This is a genomic window from Halalkalibacter kiskunsagensis, from assembly GCF_037027555.1.
Taxonomy (GTDB): Bacteria; Bacillota; Bacilli; order Bacillales; family Bacillaceae_D; genus Halalkalibacter; species Halalkalibacter kiskunsagensis.
The window spans coordinates 24,071-40,689 of record NZ_JAXBLX010000042.1; the positions used below are offsets into that span (position 1 = coordinate 24,071).

General features: G+C 40.0%; 12 protein-coding genes and 2 riboswitches. Of the genes, 10 read left to right on the forward strand and 2 right to left on the reverse strand.

The genetic code is table 11. The features are described 5' to 3' along the window. Positions 1-123 precede the first annotated feature (123 nt). From SLH51_RS19375 to SLH51_RS19385, 3 genes are all read left to right on the forward strand, one after another. Positions 124-1,791: a sensor histidine kinase gene (locus tag SLH51_RS19375; RefSeq protein ID WP_335963136.1), complete on the forward strand. Its 1,668-nt coding sequence runs from the start codon at positions 124-126 to the stop codon at positions 1,789-1,791. Next, positions 1,784-2,485 carry a response regulator gene (locus SLH51_RS19380; RefSeq protein WP_335963137.1) on the forward strand — a complete coding sequence of 234 codons (702 nt, stop codon included), beginning with the start codon at positions 1,784-1,786 and terminating at the stop codon, positions 2,483-2,485. The genes SLH51_RS19375 and SLH51_RS19380 overlap by 8 nt, the downstream gene beginning before the upstream one ends. A gap of 217 nt (positions 2,486-2,702) precedes the next feature. Further along, complete coding sequence (locus SLH51_RS19385; protein WP_335963138.1) at positions 2,703-4,028, forward strand: CitMHS family transporter; 1,326 nt, start codon at positions 2,703-2,705, stop codon at positions 4,026-4,028. A 53-nt stretch (positions 4,029-4,081) separates the two neighbouring features. Here the strand turns inward: SLH51_RS19385 and SLH51_RS19390 are convergent, their stop codons facing one another. Further along, positions 4,082-4,960: an SMP-30/gluconolactonase/LRE family protein gene (locus SLH51_RS19390; protein WP_335963140.1), complete on the reverse strand. Its 879-nt coding sequence runs from the start codon at positions 4,958-4,960 to the stop codon at positions 4,082-4,084. Positions 4,961-5,145: 185 nt separating this feature from the next. Here SLH51_RS19390 and SLH51_RS19395 point away from each other — a divergent pair, with 185 nt between their 5' ends. Together SLH51_RS19395 and SLH51_RS19400 are read left to right on the forward strand one after the other, a co-directional pair. Beyond that, entirely contained in the window at positions 5,146-5,826 is a 681-nt protein-coding gene (locus SLH51_RS19395) for a futalosine hydrolase (protein ID WP_335963141.1), read from the forward strand. Further along, positions 5,823-6,653 (forward strand): 1,4-dihydroxy-6-naphthoate synthase, encoded by an 831-nt coding sequence (locus tag SLH51_RS19400; protein ID WP_335963142.1) that lies wholly within the window; start codon positions 5,823-5,825, stop codon positions 6,651-6,653. Before SLH51_RS19395 ends, SLH51_RS19400 begins: the two co-directional genes overlap by 4 nt. A gap of 125 nt (positions 6,654-6,778) precedes the next feature. Here SLH51_RS19400 and SLH51_RS19405 read toward each other — a convergent pair whose 3' ends face one another. Further along, positions 6,779-7,966, reverse strand: coding sequence for a DHH family phosphoesterase (locus SLH51_RS19405; RefSeq protein WP_335963143.1), 1,188 nt, complete (start codon positions 7,964-7,966; stop codon positions 6,779-6,781). Between the two features lie 477 nt (positions 7,967-8,443). Here SLH51_RS19405 and SLH51_RS19410 point away from each other — a divergent pair, with 477 nt between their 5' ends. The 5 genes from SLH51_RS19410 to SLH51_RS19430 all read left to right on the forward strand — a co-directional run bounded on the left by SLH51_RS19410 (position 8,444) and on the right by SLH51_RS19430 (position 16,148). Continuing rightward, positions 8,444-9,403, forward strand: a complete 960-nt coding sequence (locus tag SLH51_RS19410) for an AAA family ATPase (protein ID WP_335963144.1) — start codon at positions 8,444-8,446, stop codon at positions 9,401-9,403. Continuing rightward, positions 9,400-10,545: a DUF58 domain-containing protein gene (locus SLH51_RS19415; protein WP_335963146.1), complete on the forward strand. Its 1,146-nt coding sequence runs from the start codon at positions 9,400-9,402 to the stop codon at positions 10,543-10,545. Before SLH51_RS19410 ends, SLH51_RS19415 begins: the two co-directional genes overlap by 4 nt. Positions 10,546-10,575: 30 nt before the next feature. Then, positions 10,576-12,750, forward strand: coding sequence for a transglutaminase TgpA family protein (locus SLH51_RS19420; protein WP_335963151.1), 2,175 nt, complete (start codon positions 10,576-10,578; stop codon positions 12,748-12,750). Positions 12,751-12,791: 41 nt separating this feature from the next. After that, a riboswitch (purine riboswitch) is annotated at positions 12,792-12,893 on the forward strand. A gap of 111 nt (positions 12,894-13,004) precedes the next feature. Beyond that, positions 13,005-14,546 carry a glutamine-hydrolyzing GMP synthase gene (guaA, locus tag SLH51_RS19425; protein ID WP_335963148.1) on the forward strand — a complete coding sequence of 514 codons (1,542 nt, stop codon included), beginning with the start codon at positions 13,005-13,007 and terminating at the stop codon, positions 14,544-14,546. Positions 14,547-14,617: 71 nt separating this feature from the next. Next, positions 14,618-14,719, forward strand: a riboswitch (purine riboswitch). 127 nt (positions 14,720-14,846) lie between these two features. Beyond that, a complete protein-coding gene (locus tag SLH51_RS19430) occupies positions 14,847-16,148 on the forward strand; it encodes an NCS2 family permease (protein ID WP_335963149.1) in 1,302 nt (433 codons plus the stop codon). The last annotated feature ends 471 nt before the right edge of the window (positions 16,149-16,619 follow it).

The following is a 16,619-nucleotide window of genomic DNA, read 5'->3' on the forward strand; positions in this document are numbered from 1 at the left end:
ATTCCCGATGCTTTTTCGTTTCTGTAAAGTAAGCTCTGTTGACGTTTTAGATGTTTACAATATACATACAATGGCTTACTCTATGCTAAAGTATAGGAGTCGTTCATAAAAGGGGCCAGTACAATGAGTTCGATTCGAAAAGGAGACACTAAAAAATATCTTGTTAACCCAAAAATAAAACTTAATTTAAAAGTAAAGATGACATTATTAATTGGACTATTGATCATCGGTATGTTTTCAATTATGGGTGCTTTTTTTCATTTCTTTTTCTCTGATACGTTAGAAGCTCAGTTGGGGGAAAGGGCGCTAAGTGTGGCTGAAAGTGTTGCTCATGTGCCAGAGTTAAGAGAGGCATTTGCACTTAAGGAGCCTGCTTCAGTAATACAACCACTTGTTACACCTATTAAAGAAGCGACTGGTGCTGAATTCATTGTTGTAGGTAATACAAACGAAATTCGTTACGCTCATCCATTTCCTGACCAGATTGGTAAGAAAATGGTTGGTGAAGATAATGATCGCGCTTTGGTTCATGGTGAATCTTATGTATCAAAAGCAGTCGGTTCACTTGGACAATCTATTCGTGGGAAGGCGCCTGTTAGAACGTCTGAAGGAGAGATTGTCGGTGTCGTATCAGTCGGCTTTTTAATGGATGATGTCGAAAGTATTATAAAGAATTATAGTAAAGAACTTTGGTATGTGTTGATATCAATCGTAGTGATTGGAATTGTAGGGGCTATTTTTATTGCTCATTATATAAAGAATGTTCTTTTCGGACTTGAACCAGAGGAAATCTCACACTTGCTTTTGCAAAAAGAAACAATTTTACAGTCCACACATGAAGGAATTATTGCGGTAAATAACAAAGGTTTCATTACGTTAATCAATGTTGCAGCACAGCACTTGCTTTCTAAGGAAGGTACAGAAATAGATCAATTTATTGGTAAGCCCATTTTAGAAGTGTTACCAAATTCCAGATTGCATGAAGTCCTTGAACATGGAGAGAGCCAATATAATAAGGAGATGTTACTTGGCAGTCACATTGTCCTTGTGAATAGAGTTCCGATTTATTATGAAGATACGTTAATTGGCGCGGTTTCGACATTTCGAAATAAAACAGAAATTGAGAAATTAACAAAGGAACTGACTCGAGTGAAGCAGTATGCAGATGCACTCCGAGCGCAAACACACGAATTCTCAAATAAAATGTATACGATTTTAGGATTAATTCAATTAGATAAGAAAAACGAAGCGGTTAATTTTATTCGAAGAGAAAGCAATATTCAGCAAAAATGGATTCGCTTCTTAGTCGAAAAAGTCCCGGATCCAATGATTAATGCGATCCTGTTAGGAAAGCTGAATCAAGCGAACGAACAAAGAGTTCAGATGTCTATCCATCCAGATAGCAAACTTACGTATCGTTTATCTGATAGAAAGCGTGATGCTCTTGTTACAGTTTTAGGGAATTTAATTCAAAATGCCATTGATGCAGTAAAAGAAACGGCGAATGGTGAACGCAAAGTGTCAGTATTTTTCACCGATATGGGAGAAGATCTAGTGTTTGAAATTGAAGATTCAGGTCCGGGTGTCCCAGAGGAACTTGCGTCAAATATATTTCGCCAAGGTTTTTCCACAAAAGAAGGTTCACACCGTGGGATTGGATTAGCCTTAACAAAACAAGTTCTAACAGAAATAGAAGGTAGTATTTTTCTCGAAGAAGGCGAGTTAGGTGGAGCTTGTTTCGTTGTGACCATACCGAAAAAGTGTGAGGATGGGGGGGAGGCAAATGAGTGAAATGTTTCAAGTATTAATTGTAGAAGATGATTTTCGGGTCGCTGATATCACAAGGCAATTTGTCGAGAAAGTTGCTGGCTTTTCAGTTATCAATGTGGTGAAAACAGGAGAGGAAACGTTGAAATACCTTACTAGTCCAAACACTCTTCCAGACTTAATCCTTCTTGATGTTTACATACCTGATGTTGATGGATTAGAGCTGTTCTGGAAGATTCGTAGCGACTACTACCATATTGACCTGATTATGATGACAGCAGCCAAAGAAGTTTCGACCATTGAAGAGACGTTGCAAGGAGGCATCTTTGATTACATTGTCAAACCAGTTGAGTTTTCTAGGTTTAAACAAACGTTAGAGAGGTATCGTCACCAAAAGAGTATACTTGCTTCTCGAGATGAGATGGAACAAGAAGAAATTGACCAGCTTACGGGGGCAGCTAAGACGTTAGAGGGAGATGTGGTGGCGACTGGTGATTTGCCGAAAGGGATTGATCGGATAACGTTGGATAAAATCAAACAAATTATGAAAGAGAACGGAGAAAAGGGGTTAACGGCGGTACAAGTAGGGAAAGAGGTTGGTGCGAGTCGCTCGACAGCAAGGCGTTATTTAGAATACATGGTGTCAGTGAAAGAAGTAAAGGCTGAACAAAAGTATGGCGATGTTGGACGTCCTGAACGTCGGTACTTTTTATTGTGAACAATATGAACAAAATACCCTAAATGATTAATATTTCGTTTATTTTCATAAACTTCATCCTTCTATTCAAACATGATAACTTTCTATATATAGAAAAGTTTGAATAGAGGGATTATTCTTCAAAAGAATGAAGGCGTTTTATAAGTGGATTTGTATCCGCTTTCATAAACTCCCTCTTTTCAAATGAACGTTTATTTAAGTGAAAGGGGAGAGTTGTATGCTTAGCATCATTGGATTTGCTACGATACTTATCATAGTTTTATTGCTTCTAAGTGGGAGGATTACACCAATCATAGGCTTAGTGCTTGTTCCGGTCATAGGTGCACTACTAGCAGGATTCGGATTTGCGGAGATTGGCGTCTTGTTTGGTGAAGGAATTGACAGAGTCATGAGTGTAGTCATTATGTTCATATTCGCAATTCTCTTCTTCGGAGTTATGCAGGATGCGGGGTTGTTTGACCCAATCATTAATAAAATGATTGCCTTTTCTAGAGGAGATGTGATCGCAGTCACGGTTGGAACAGTGATTATTGCAGCGATTGCGCACCTAGATGGATCAGGAGCTTCCACGTTTCTTATTACGATTCCAGCACTTCTGCCTTTATACAAGCGATTAAGGATGAGTCCTTACTTGCTTCTCTTATTAGTCGGTTTAAGTGCAAGTATTATGAATATGGTTCCGTGGGGCGGGCCAATTGGGCGAACAGCTGCTGTAATTGGAGCTGATCCAACGGAATTGTGGAGACCTCTTATCCCATTACAAATCATTGCTATGGTTTTATTAATTGGATTGGCCGTTATTTTAGGACTAAGAGAAAAACGCCGAATTTCCAAGCTTCCTGATTCAGATAATGCAGAGCTAGAAGTTGCTGCTACTCTTGAATTAACTAATGAAAAATCTAAATTTGAAAAAGATGAATCATTAGCTCGTCCCAAACTATTGTGGGTGAATTTATTGTTAACATTAGGTGTGATCACAATGTTAGTATGGGGAATCATCCCTGCTGGTTTTGTCTTTATGATTAGTTTAAGCATTGCGTTAGTTATTAATTATCCGAAAGTAAATGACCAAATGGAGAGAATAAAAGCTCATGCTCCAAATGCGCTCTTAATGGCAGCGATTATTTTAGCTGCAGGGTCTTTTCTCGGAATATTAGATGGAACTGGGATGTTGCAATCATTAGCTACAGATCTCGTCACCTTATTACCTGCGTTTGTTGTCCCTTATTTGCATCTTGTGATTGGTTTTCTAGGTGTTCCATTTGAGCTCGTGTTAAGTACGGATGCTTATTACTTTGCATTGCTACCAGTTGTAGAGCAGATTGTTAGTGGGTACGGAGTGGAAGCAGCGTCCGCTGCTTATGCGATGGTGATAGGGAATATCATTGGAACATTTATTAGTCCGTTTTCACCAGCGCTTTGGTTAGCACTCGGTTTAGCTGGCCTTGAGATGGGGAAACACATTCGTTATTCGTTCTTCTGGGTGTGGGGATTTAGTGTTGTTCTTATTGTTGCAGCAATGTTAATCGGAGTTATTGCCTAACAGATAGCGAATAAAGGGGAGCTCAAAAGTGAGCTCCCCTTCCTTTTCTCTAATTATTTGTTAAATGGATTTGCCGGTAAACCTTTATAGTTTGTTTTTACCCTAAATAAATTTCCTGAACCTGGGTAGCGCTCTAATTCACTTTCCGTCATTCCGATTTTAGCGGTTGTAATATACAATTCATCTAAATTCTCCCCACCGAATGTACATGAAGTAACATTTTTGGCAGGGAGCGGAATTTCCTCTAGCAAAGTCCCTGTATGTGGATTCCAACGTGTAACTCTTGCACCACCCCAGTGAGCAACCCAAATCATTCCTTCACTATCGATCGTCATACCGTCTGGATTTCCCATTCCTTCAGGTATTTGAACGCAGGCCTTGATATATATAATTTCTCCACTTGCTTCATCATAGCTATAAACGGCAACCTCACGAGTTGGAGTATCGATATAATACATAAATTTACGGTCAGGACTCCAAGCTAACCCATTTGATATTGTGACAGAAGAGACCATTTTTGTGATTTGTCCAGATGGATCTAAGCGATACAGAGAACCTTTATGATTGGACTCAGTTAGGCTCATCGTGCCTGCCCAAAAGCGGCCAGATGGATCGCACTTTCCATCGTTGAAGCGATTAGTTGGTTGATCTGCTTCGGGGTCAGCAATACATGTTAATTCTTCTGTTTCTAAGTTGTATTGATAAATTCCATTTTCCATCGCTAATAGTACTTGACCGGACGTAGTCGGAACAACGGCCCCTATGTATTGCTCAAATAATATCGTGCGGTTATCGTTTGTAGCTGGATCATAGATATGTAGTTTTTTCTGAAGAATATCTACCCAATATAAAACACCTTTCGCTTGATCCCAGTGTGGTCCTTCTCCTAATGTGGCCTTGGCGTGTAAAGCAACTTCTACATTATAAGACATGATAGGTTCCTCCTCGTGTTTTGATGTAACCCCTTACTTCCATCATACCATTTATCTTTTAGAAGATATTGGTACATTTTTAAAAGTTTCAAGTAGTTAGGTGCCAAACTAGCCAAAGTCAAAGGAAGTAGATTACACTAAAGCAAGTAAGGACATTGATAATCAATACAGGAGTGTTGACACAAATGACATACGATCTAAAAAAAGACCAAAATAAGTTGAAGATTCGGGTGCTTATCGTGACGTCTGTGTCTGCTGAAAAAGAGGCCGTTTTGCGTGGTCTTGGTGAGGCGACGTACTTTGACGTCCTTGTAGCTGGAGTAGGTCAGGCAGCAGCTGCAGCAACAACAGCAAAAGAACTTGCTACTACTACCTATGATTTAGTTATAAATGCGGGGATTGCTGGTGGATTTGTTGGAAAGGCAGATGTTGGATCGCTCGTAGTATCGAGTGAGGTGATCGCTGCTGATTTAGGGGCAGAGTCACAAGAAGGCTTTCTTAGCTTAGAAGAGTTAAACTTAGGTTCATCAAGTGTTCAGGTTGATGATAACTTAGTTACACACATAGTCAATGAAGGAAAGAAAGCTGGTCTATCTATTACTACAGGAGCTACCTTAACTCTATCCACGGTAACAGGAACCGCACAAACGGCAGCTGAGTTAGCAGCACGTTTTCCTCATGCTGTTTCAGAAGGTATGGAAGGGTTTGGCGTAGCTGAAGCAGCAAAACAACAAGGAATTCCTGTTGTCGAAATTCGATCGATTTCCAATAAGGTTGGCCCGCGAGACCGTGAGTCTTGGCGTATCAAAGAGGCGCTAGCGACATTAGAGCGTGCAAGTGCAATATTACCGGAGGTGTTCAAGTGAAAATAGCATTTTCTCCTTGTCCGAATGATACATTTGTTTTTCATGCCTGGGTCCATGGGTTCATTCCTGGTGCCCCTAAACTGGATGTAACGTATGCCGATATTGACAAGACAAACCATTGGGCGGCTAATGGCAAGGGACCAGAAGTCCAAAAAATCTCTTACGCAGCTTTGCCATGGGTATTATCTGACTATGCATTAATTCCGTGTGGAGGAGCGCTTGGAAGAGGGTGTGGACCACTTGTCTTAACGAAGGATAGTACGAATGACCCGTCTTTCATGACAGGAAAGAAGGTAGCGGTACCTAGTGAACGCTCAACCGCTTATTTGCTCTTTCGGTTATGGGCAGCGCAAAACGTACCAGGTGGTGTTGGTGAGATCGTAGTGATGCCGTTTCATGAAATTATGCCAGCAGTTCGTAGAGGAGAAATTGATGCGGGCCTAGTTATTCATGAAGCCAGGTTTACCTATCACTCTTATGGACTAACAATGATGACTGACCTTGGAGATTGGTGGGAATCTGATACAGGTTTACCAATTCCGTTAGGTGCGATCATCGCCCACCGGTCACTTGATATTAAAGCAATTACAAATTGGACGAGAGCATCTGTTGAGTACGCGTGGGCAAATCCTAACTTGTCTAAACCCTACATTATGAAACACGCTGAGGAGCTATCTATGGAAGTAGCGCAGTCGCATATTTCTTTATATGTAAATGAATATACTGCTAACTTAGGTGATGATGGATTTACAGCTGTGACTTCGTTGCTTAAAAGGGCTGCGAATGAAGGATTGGTTCCGGATGTTGATGAAGCTATGCTTAGGTAACAAAAAAATGGCTGTCCCAAAAAGATGTTGTCTCAAAAGGTCAAAAAGTGAGGCCGCTGAAAAAGGTAAAAAGCAACCTTTTTCAGTGGCCTCCAAAAAACGCCCTTTTGAGACAACATCTTCATTCATTTTGAACGTTTAGAGTGGTTCGGATTCTCGGCTAAGAAACGGAGATATTCATCGTCTCGTACTAGCCAAGCAGAGTAGTTGCGTTTAATGTGCCGTTCGGCTTCTTCAAATGTAGAGAAGGCTTGTTTATTTGAATCATTCTGCTCAAGCGTCCAGCTTTGGTCTGTCCTAGGATAGATGAAAAATAAACTTCCTTTTTGATCTGCGTACAATGAACCAGCCTGATTTCCTTTTAAGTTGTGTTGATTTTTTAAGGCATCCACTCGTAGAGATTCAATGGTGAATGGTTTTTCGATATAAAACTTGTATGCTTGTTCCGTTAGCTGGCAACCGGCTGCTTTGGCATGTCCGCCACCACCGAATTGATTAGCCACGGCAGAAACATCTATTGTCTCATGAATCGTTCGAAAGCTTATTTTCTTACCGCCGACGTTTAAGATCGCAATATAATCAAGATGAGGGCTATCTTTTCCAAGCTCATTGCCGAGCTCTGAGTGGTAGGATTCTGCATGAACAATTCCTACGCAGTAGTCGTCAATAAACGTTTGCACGAGTTCTCTTCTTTTTCTCCGTATATAACGTTCTTTCTTTGTTTCTTCCATGTCTAAAATCTTTTCCTCAAATTCATCAAATGAAAAAGTATCACTCTCTTGAAGACGCTTGACCATTCTTTCTTCAAACTCGTCGATAGATAGCATAAAAAAGAGGTCATTTAATCGCTTGGCGTCAAGTGTTTCATTTTTTTCCCATTCCCATGTATCCCACTGCCGGATAAGCTCAACAAATTGATCGAGAGAACTTGATCGTTTTAGATAATGATGCTTTACTAAATGCTCGTAGTAGAGTGAAGTTGCTGCTGTTAAGCGGCCATCTTCATATTCAACGGTTACATGAGCCCAATCATATTCATTGAAATGAAGAGCCGTTTTATGATGATCAATAAGGGTAACTTTTCCTCCTTTTACCTTGTACGCCTCTAATCGTTGCGCGTTTTCTGTATTCACAGAAAGGTCTGTAATAAACACAATATCTTCTAGGCGGTCAGTTTCTAAATAACGTTCAATCTGAAAATCCAATCCTTGCACAGAGTTATATCGAATATAGGTATCGTCTTTAAAAGCTAAGCGATGAAGAATGCCGCATCCAACACCATCTAAGTCATTATGAGTAAATAATCGAAACATCGTACTCCTCCTATCTCTTTGTAGTATACCTAAGTGCGAGTGAATTATGGGAGAAAAATTCCTTTAAAAAAGATAAACAACACCCAACTAAACGTTCGATTGGGTGTTGTTGCTTAGGCTTTATTACGGGATTCACGTTTAGGGATGGACCACTTTTTCAAAACCATTTTTTCTTTTGGTGACCTTTACGTAGCAGTTGGTCAAAGTATGCTTCTTTGTGCAGCTCTTCGTGAAAGTTCCCCTATATCCTTAAGGAGGGATATAGGTTCTTTGCTTCCTTTTTATCATATTGATAAAGATAACGTTTAAAGAGGGAAAAATGTTGGCAGAAAATAAAAAAAATCGAAAGAACTTTAATGTTTTTTCATGAAGCTAGAATGTTATTCTCAAAAAATTGGTAATGCAATTGTAACGTTTTTTAGTAAATGAAATGGTATGATGAGGACGAGTCGTTTTATTTAGATTGGAGGCAGTTGTATGGTGCAAGCCGTAGATCGGGTAGAGAAAGTAATTAAGGCAATTGAGCATGTCGTTGTAGGGAAGAGGAAAGAGGTTGAGTTAAGCCTTGTTGCACTCTTTGCTGGTGGTCATGTTCTTTTAGAAGATGTACCAGGCGTTGGGAAAACGATGATGGTTAAAGCCATTGCACGTACGCTTGGAGCGGAGTTTAAACGAATTCAATTTACACCGGATCTCTTGCCGTCAGATGTGACGGGAGTATCGATATATAACCAACATACACAGCAATTTGAGTTTCGAAAAGGCCCCATTATGGCTAATGTCGTGCTTGCTGATGAAATAAACCGAACGTCACCAAAGACGCAGTCTGCTCTATTAGAGTCATTAGAAGAAGGTAGTGTAACGGTAGATGGAGAAACGATGCTGCTTGAGAAGCCATTCTTTGTGATGGCTACACAGAATCCAATTGAGTATGCAGGGACGTTCCCTTTACCAGAAGCGCAGCTCGATCGGTTTCTTTTGAAATTGAATGTTGGCTATCCAACTGCGGTAGAGGAGCTTGATATATTAAACCGACTTCAACATAAATCTCCTCTAGAAGAAATAGAAGCAGTGATGACAACGGAGGAAGTAATCGATATTCAATCGGATGTTGTGAACGTGTTAGTAAGTGAAGATGTAAAAAAATATATGATCGATCTTGTTCATGAGACTAGAGGGCATCGGTCTATAGAGCTTGGTGTTAGTCCTCGTGGTACAATTGCGTTAATGAAAACAGCGCAGGCATATGCGCTCTTACAAGGAAGAGAATATGTTCTGCCTGATGATGTGAAATACTTAGCCCCATATGTGTTAGCGCATAGGGTCATGTTGACGGCTGAGACAAAGATGGCAAATCGTACACCTGAAGAAGTAATATATTCTATTCTTGAACAGGTACAAGTTCCAGTTACTCAAAGAAGGTTGACGCGCTCGTGAACATAGCTGGTAAAGTTCGTTCGTTTTTAAAGTATATGTTGCTGCTTATTTTTGTAGTAGCAACCTTTTCTTATGCCATGTTTCAAGGAGGATTTGTTAGTTGGTTTCTTTTTTACAGTGTCTTAACCGTGATCATTTGTACGGTTTTGATCGCTATTTATCCTTTTTCAATAAAAAAAGTAGAACGGAAACTAAGCAAAGAAGTCCTTCAAGCGGGTGAAAAAGTAGAAGTAACAGTGACCATTCATAAGCAAGCATTTCAACCGTTTTTCTTTGTACGGGTCCAAGATATCATTCCTGAAAAGTTAGGAACATATCATGAAGCTGGAGCGCTATTTTTCTTTTCGTTTCAAAAACGTCTTGTTTTTTCCTATTCAGTACACGATGTAAAAAGAGGTTCTCATACATTTCAACAATTATCACTTGTGTTTGGTGATTTGTTTGGGTTATTTGAGAGAGTAACGGTTGTTCCATGTGAGACGACTGTGCTCGTGTATCCTCATTTTTATAAAATAAATGAGATACCAGCGAATGGGAGTCCGAAACAATTAGAAGGTCAAAGAGTTCGTCAATCTTTCGAAGAGGACCGCTCACTTTCAGGCGTTCGCGGGTATGTACCTGGCGATAGGTTAACGTCAATTGATTGGAAACAATCTGCACGTTCGGCCAAGTTGATGACAAAAGAATTTGAATCGTATCAAGGGGAAGGGGTACTTGTAGCGTTTGACTCTTTTTTGTTGCAAGGCGAGTCATATTTTGAGCATTCTATTGAGTTAGCAGCTTCGTTGCTCGTCATGTTTGCGAAAAAACAAACCTCACCGATTCTCGCGGTGCGCCTTCACGATTGGGTAGCTATAGAGGTCACGCAACAACAAGTCTTCTTAGGTTTGAAATTATTGGCGAAAGTAACCCCGAACTCAAAAGCTACTCCGATTGTTCACAAAATGTACCGTGAGTGGCGAGGAATGCATGTTTATTATGTTTGTATTGAATTAAATGAACAATTACGTAAGACTTGTCAAACGATCTTGGAGCAAGGGGCGAACGTCACCATTTGTGTCGTTGCTGTTTCGCCGGAAAATCGTAACATTGTAAAAGAGTTAGAAAAGCTAGGCATTACGATCTTTATTGAAAAAGAATGAAAAAGAAGGGGGGATGGTCGAGTCGTGCGAATGGAAAAAAAGCAAATGGAGTACGGGAGAGATATTCTCCTTTATGGACTTAGCTTCTTGCTACTAATGGAATGGCTCTTACCACTCCCGTACGTTACAGATACTGGTTATATTCATGTTTTTGTCTTACTTACAGCCGTGTTTTTCTTTATTACCTTTTTGCAGCTACCTGTTATACTATCCATGGTCATGAAGTCATTGGTTATATGTTACGGACTTTATTTGGTTTTTTTTGAAGGTCCGTTTTTCTCTGTTGACTGGCTATTTATACTTTTACTAGATGTGAGAGAAAATATAGAATTGATGATTAATGGGGGCTGGTATGCGTTAACAGATACGTTCAGGAGCTTCTTGTTTTTTGTGTTGTTAGCTATTATGAGCTATCTATTGTTCTATTGGACGGTACATGCGCGTAGAATTCTCTTTTTTCTTCTTTTCACAATTGTTTATGTAACAGTGATTGATACGTTTACGATATACGATGCATCCTTTGCAATTATTCGAACGTTTGTCATCGGTTTTCTTCTGCTTGGTTTGGTGACGGTATATCGAATGATTGAACAACAACCTGTGTACAGGGCGCCGAAGTATTTGCCTATTCGTCTTGCTGCACTTCTTGTAATGATGATTGGAGTGGGCGGTCTATTTGGCTTTATTTCACCTAAATTCGATCCGCAATGGGAAGATCCCGTACCGTTTGTTCGTGCGGCTGTTGGGATGAATACAGATGGTTCAGGAGAAGTGTTGCAACGAATTGGTTATGGAGATAATGACGAGCGGCTAGGTGGTGGGTTTATTGATGATAATTCACCTGTTTTCTACGCGGCGGCAACGAGGGAGCATTATTGGCGCGGGGAAACGAAGGATTTTTATACGGGGAGAGGTTGGGAAACGACAACTCCAGAAGAAAGAAAAGAATTCTTATACGGAGAGCAGAATGCTGTAGCTGAATTAGAACAATTAGAGGCGGAAATCGCTTTTGTGGCAGACTCGTCTGGACTCATTGATCACTTGCTTTATCCAGGTGAATTATTGCTTAACGATCAGATAATGAATGCGGACTTATTTCAAGATGCGTATACAGAAAGGGCAAGCACATATCAAGGTGGTGAACCTGTCAAACTGGAAAACTATCAATATACGTACTTGTTCCCAAGTTATCAGATTGATGGACTGCGTTCATCGAGTGAACAAGACCCACAAGAGATTCGAGAATTTTATACGCAATTGCCGGAAGACCTTCCTGAGAGAGTGAGGGAATTAGCTGTTGAGATAACGTCTGGTGAAGAAAATCGCTATGATCGTGCAAAAGCGGTTGAGACCTTTTTTAGTGATGAAGGCTTTAGCTATGAGACACAAGATGTACCTGTCCCTGTTGATGGGCAAGATTACGTTGATCAATTTTTATTTGAAACAAGGCGAGGATATTGTGACAATTTTTCTACGTCCATGATTGTATTGTTACGAGCGTTAGATATACCGGCTAGGTGGGTAAAGGGTTATACGCAAGGCGAGGTTGTTGAGGTGCTAGATGATTCAAGAGATGTATACAAGGTGACAAACGGGAATGCTCACTCATGGGTCGAAGTGTATTTTCCAGGAGTTGGATGGGTTCCGTTTGAACCAACACGTGGATTTGATAGTACGTATGAATTTGTTGAGCCTGAAGTGGAAGTCGACAACATATACGATGACACTGGATTAGAAGAAGAAACGGAACCTGAAGTTGAAGATGCCTTTGCTGAATTAGAAGGAGACGACGAAGTTGAGCAGGAAGCTACTGGAGCGGGTTCGATTAACAATCCGACGATTCCAGGTGGCTCTTGGATGTTAGCTGGAGTACTTGTAGCTGCGTTAGTTTTTGCTTTTTTGAAGAACAAACGAATTGTTCAATACTATACGTTGCAGACATTTAGCCGGAGAGAGGATGAAGAGGCCTTTTTGTTGGCGTACGACCGGTTACTCTGGCTGCTCGAATTTGTTGGTTGGAAACGCAAAAATGGAGAAACTCTTAGAGAATATGCTGTGAGGATTGATAAGGAATTTGATTCAACAGAAATGATGAGTCTAACAGTTGCGTATGAACAAATCGCGTATGGAGGTCAGTCCATTGGTACTAGCTGGACTGTGCAAAAGCCCAATTGGATTGCGTTTGTTCGAAAAATCGATTCTTGACCGGTCTATAGCGCACTGATAAAATGAATCAGTATTTAAAAAGTGTATAAAGAAATAACCTTCGTATATCCTTAGGAATATGGCCTAAGAGTTTCTACCGGATTTCCGTAAACAATCTGACTATGAAGGCAGAGTGATCGATTAACTAGAATTCTGCCTTCTTTGTCGCATGTTTTGGTGGGACAAGTAGGTGAATTCTAGTTTTTTTATTACCTAAAGATGTACGAATGAAATCATACAAAGGGTGGGAAAGCATGACTGAATTAAACCAAGAAATGATTGTAGTACTTGATTTTGGTGGGCAATACAACCAATTAATTGCAAGACGTATTCGTGATTTAGGTGTGTATAGTGAGTTACACACGAATAAGTTAACAGCAGAAGAAATCAAAGCAATGAACCCTAGCGGAATTATTTTTTCTGGAGGTCCAAACAGCGCCTATGTAGAAGGTGCACCAAAGTGTGACCCTGCTATCTTTGATCTCGGCATCCCGGTTTTAGGAATTTGTTATGGAATGCAGTTAATGACACAGCATTTTGGTGGTAACGTTGATGCTGCTGACCATAGGGAATACGGAAAAGCAACGATCAAGGTTGAAAATCAATCAAAGATTTTTAAAGGTTTACCAATTGAACAATCTACTTGGATGAGTCATGGTGACTTAATCGTTGCACCACCAGAAGGGTTTGTAGTCGATGCTTATAATCCGTCTACTCCTGTAGCGGCAATGAGCAACGAGTCACGTAATTTCTATGGTGTTCAATTCCATCCTGAAGTTCGCCATTCTGAATTTGGTAATGAAATGCTGAAAAACTTTGCTTTTGAAGTTTGTGGATGTAAAGGTGATTGGTCAATGGAGAATTTCGTGGAAGTTGAAATTGAGAAAATCCGTGAACAAGTAGGCGATAAACAAGTTCTGTGTGCATTGAGCGGTGGTGTTGATTCATCAGTTGTAGCAGTGTTAATTCATAAAGCGATTGGTGATCAGTTAACGTGTATGTTTATTGACCATGGCTTACTTCGCAAAGGTGAAGCGGAAAGCGTAATGGAGACGTTTGGTGAAGGATTTAATATGAAAGTCATTAAAATTGATGCGCAAGATCGCTTCCTAGGCAAATTGCAAGGTGTTTCTGACCCTGAACAAAAACGTAAAATTATCGGAAATGAATTTATTTACGTATTTGATGAAGAAGCTGGAAAATTAAAAGACATGGATTTCCTTGCTCAAGGAACACTTTATACAGACATTATTGAAAGTGGAACAGATACAGCTCAAACGATTAAATCACACCACAATGTTGGTGGTCTCCCTGAAGATATGCGTTTTGAGTTAATCGAGCCACTTAATACATTGTTCAAGGATGAAGTTCGTAAACTTGGAACAGAACTTGGAATTGCTGAGGAAATTGTATGGCGTCAACCTTTCCCGGGTCCAGGTCTTGGGATTCGTGTACTTGGAGAGATTACGGACGAGAAGCTCGAGATTGTTCGTGAATCGGATGCAATTCTTCGCGAAGAAATTAAAAAAGCTGGTCTTGATCGTGAAATCTGGCAATACTTTACTGCGCTTCCGAATATGAGAAGTGTAGGAGTTATGGGAGATGCTCGTACGTATGATTATACGGTAGGGATTCGTGCTGTTACGTCAATTGACGGAATGACTTCAGATTGGGCTCGTATTCCATGGGATGTCCTTGAGATCATTTCTACACGAATTGTAAACGAAGTGAAGCATGTAAATCGTGTTGTGTACGATGTGACATCCAAGCCGCCAGCAACAATTGAGTGGGAATGATTAAAGACGAACAATAAATAAAAAAAGAGCAAAAAGGTTCGGGTTTCTTGTTGACAAAGAATCGGTTGGTTGATACACTTTCTTTTGTGAATCGTATAATTGTGGGAATATGGCCTACGAGTCTCTACCAAGCTTCCGTAAAAAGCTTGACTACGAAAAATCAACCTATTCCTTTGTTTATATGGGATATTACGATTTTTTGTGAGTTAAGCTTCCAAGCGTGATGCATTGGAAGTTTATTTTTGTTTATATTACGAGTAAGACGAATTACGAGTAAGACGAAAAAATGGGGGAAAGATCATGGATCGATATTTTGGTTTTAAAGAACATGGAACGAGTTATTGGAGAGAATCTGTTGCTGGGCTAACAACATTCTTATCGATGGCTTACATTTTGTTTGTGAATCCGATGATTTTAGCAGATGCTGGGATGGACATAGGGGCTGTTTTTACAGCCACAGCTTTAGCTGCGGCAATCGGAACGTTGATTATGGGGCTGTTAGCTAAGTATCCGATTGCTTTAGCACCAGGAATGGGATTAAATGCTTTCTTTGCTTATTCGGTTGTGCTAGGGATGGGGATTGAATGGCAAGTGGCTTTATTTGGTGTATTTGTTTCAGGTATTATTTTCATTTTAATTACGATATTTAAAATCCGAGAAGTTATTATTAATGCAATTCCTGCAGAGTTGAAATATGCAGCAGCTGCAGGGATTGGTTTGTTCATTGCGTTTATTGGTTTAAAGGGTGCGGGAATTGTTGTTCCTTATGAAGCAACTGCGGTAACACTAGGAGATATGCTTTCAGGTCCAACGATTCTTGCTGTGTTTGGGATTGTCGTAACCGTTATTTTTATGGTGCGTGGGATTAAAGGTGGAATCTTCTACGGAATGGTTCTGACGGCAGTAGCTGGAGTAGTAACGGGTGTAATTGAACGTCCAACTGCATTTGTAGGATCGATCCCAAGTTTAGCTCCGACGTTTGGTCAGGCATTTGCACTTGATTGGTCTACAGTATTTACATGGCAGTTGCTAGTAGTTATTTTAACTTTCTTGTTCGTTGATTTCTTTGATACGGCTGGAACGCTTTACGCTGTTGCGAATCAGGCTGGTTTTGTAAAAGACAATAAGCTCCCTCGTGCTAGCAAAGCATTGTTTGCTGATTCTAGTGCAACATCAATAGGTGCGATACTTGGTACATCAACAACAACTGCTTACATTGAGTCGGCTTCTGGGGTGGCGGCAGGCGGACGAACTGGATTTACGTCTGTTGTAACAGCTTTCTTCTTCCTACTCGCATTGTTCTTCTCGCCATTGTTGGCGGTTGTAACAGCACAGGTAACTGCTCCTGCATTAATTATTGTTGGGATCTTAATGGCGTCTTCTTTAGGGTTGATTGATTGGAAGAGGTTTGAGGTATCTGTACCGGCTTTCATGACAATTATTGCTATGCCGTTAACGTATAGTATTGCAACAGGGATTGCAATGGGCTTTATTTTATATCCAATAACAATGTTAGCAAAAGGGAAGGGCAAAGAAGTTCATCCAATTATGTATGTTCTCTTCTTTGTTTTCCTTGCGTATTTTGTTTTCTTGTCGGAATAATAAACCCGTACAAACCAAAAAATGAGAGTGGCTCTTACAAAGAGTTACTCTCATTTTTGTTATTTTAAGGAGAAACCTCTCACTAAAAGGTATGTACAGGGAGTGAGTGCTATCTCTAAATTCATCGACACTTTCTCTTAATTCCTTACGTTGGTTTTCATTTCAATCGAGCTTTCTTGTGTCGTTTGAGAGAGTGAGAGTAGTTCGTTCTTTTTCATTCATTTTAAAATATCTAGTATATCGTTAAAAAACTTGTTGACGATTATGATTTCTAATGGTAAAGTTAATCTCGTTGCTTAAGAGAAATTAATTGATTGCAAAAGAAGTTATGAAAAGTTCTTGACTTTCGTTACTTCAGTTGTTATGATATTAAAGTCGCCAATGAGCGACGACGTAGTTCTTTGAAAACTGAACAAAAGCCAAGCGAAATAGAGAAACATGTTTTCTCGTCAATGTTTAGCAATTTAGTAA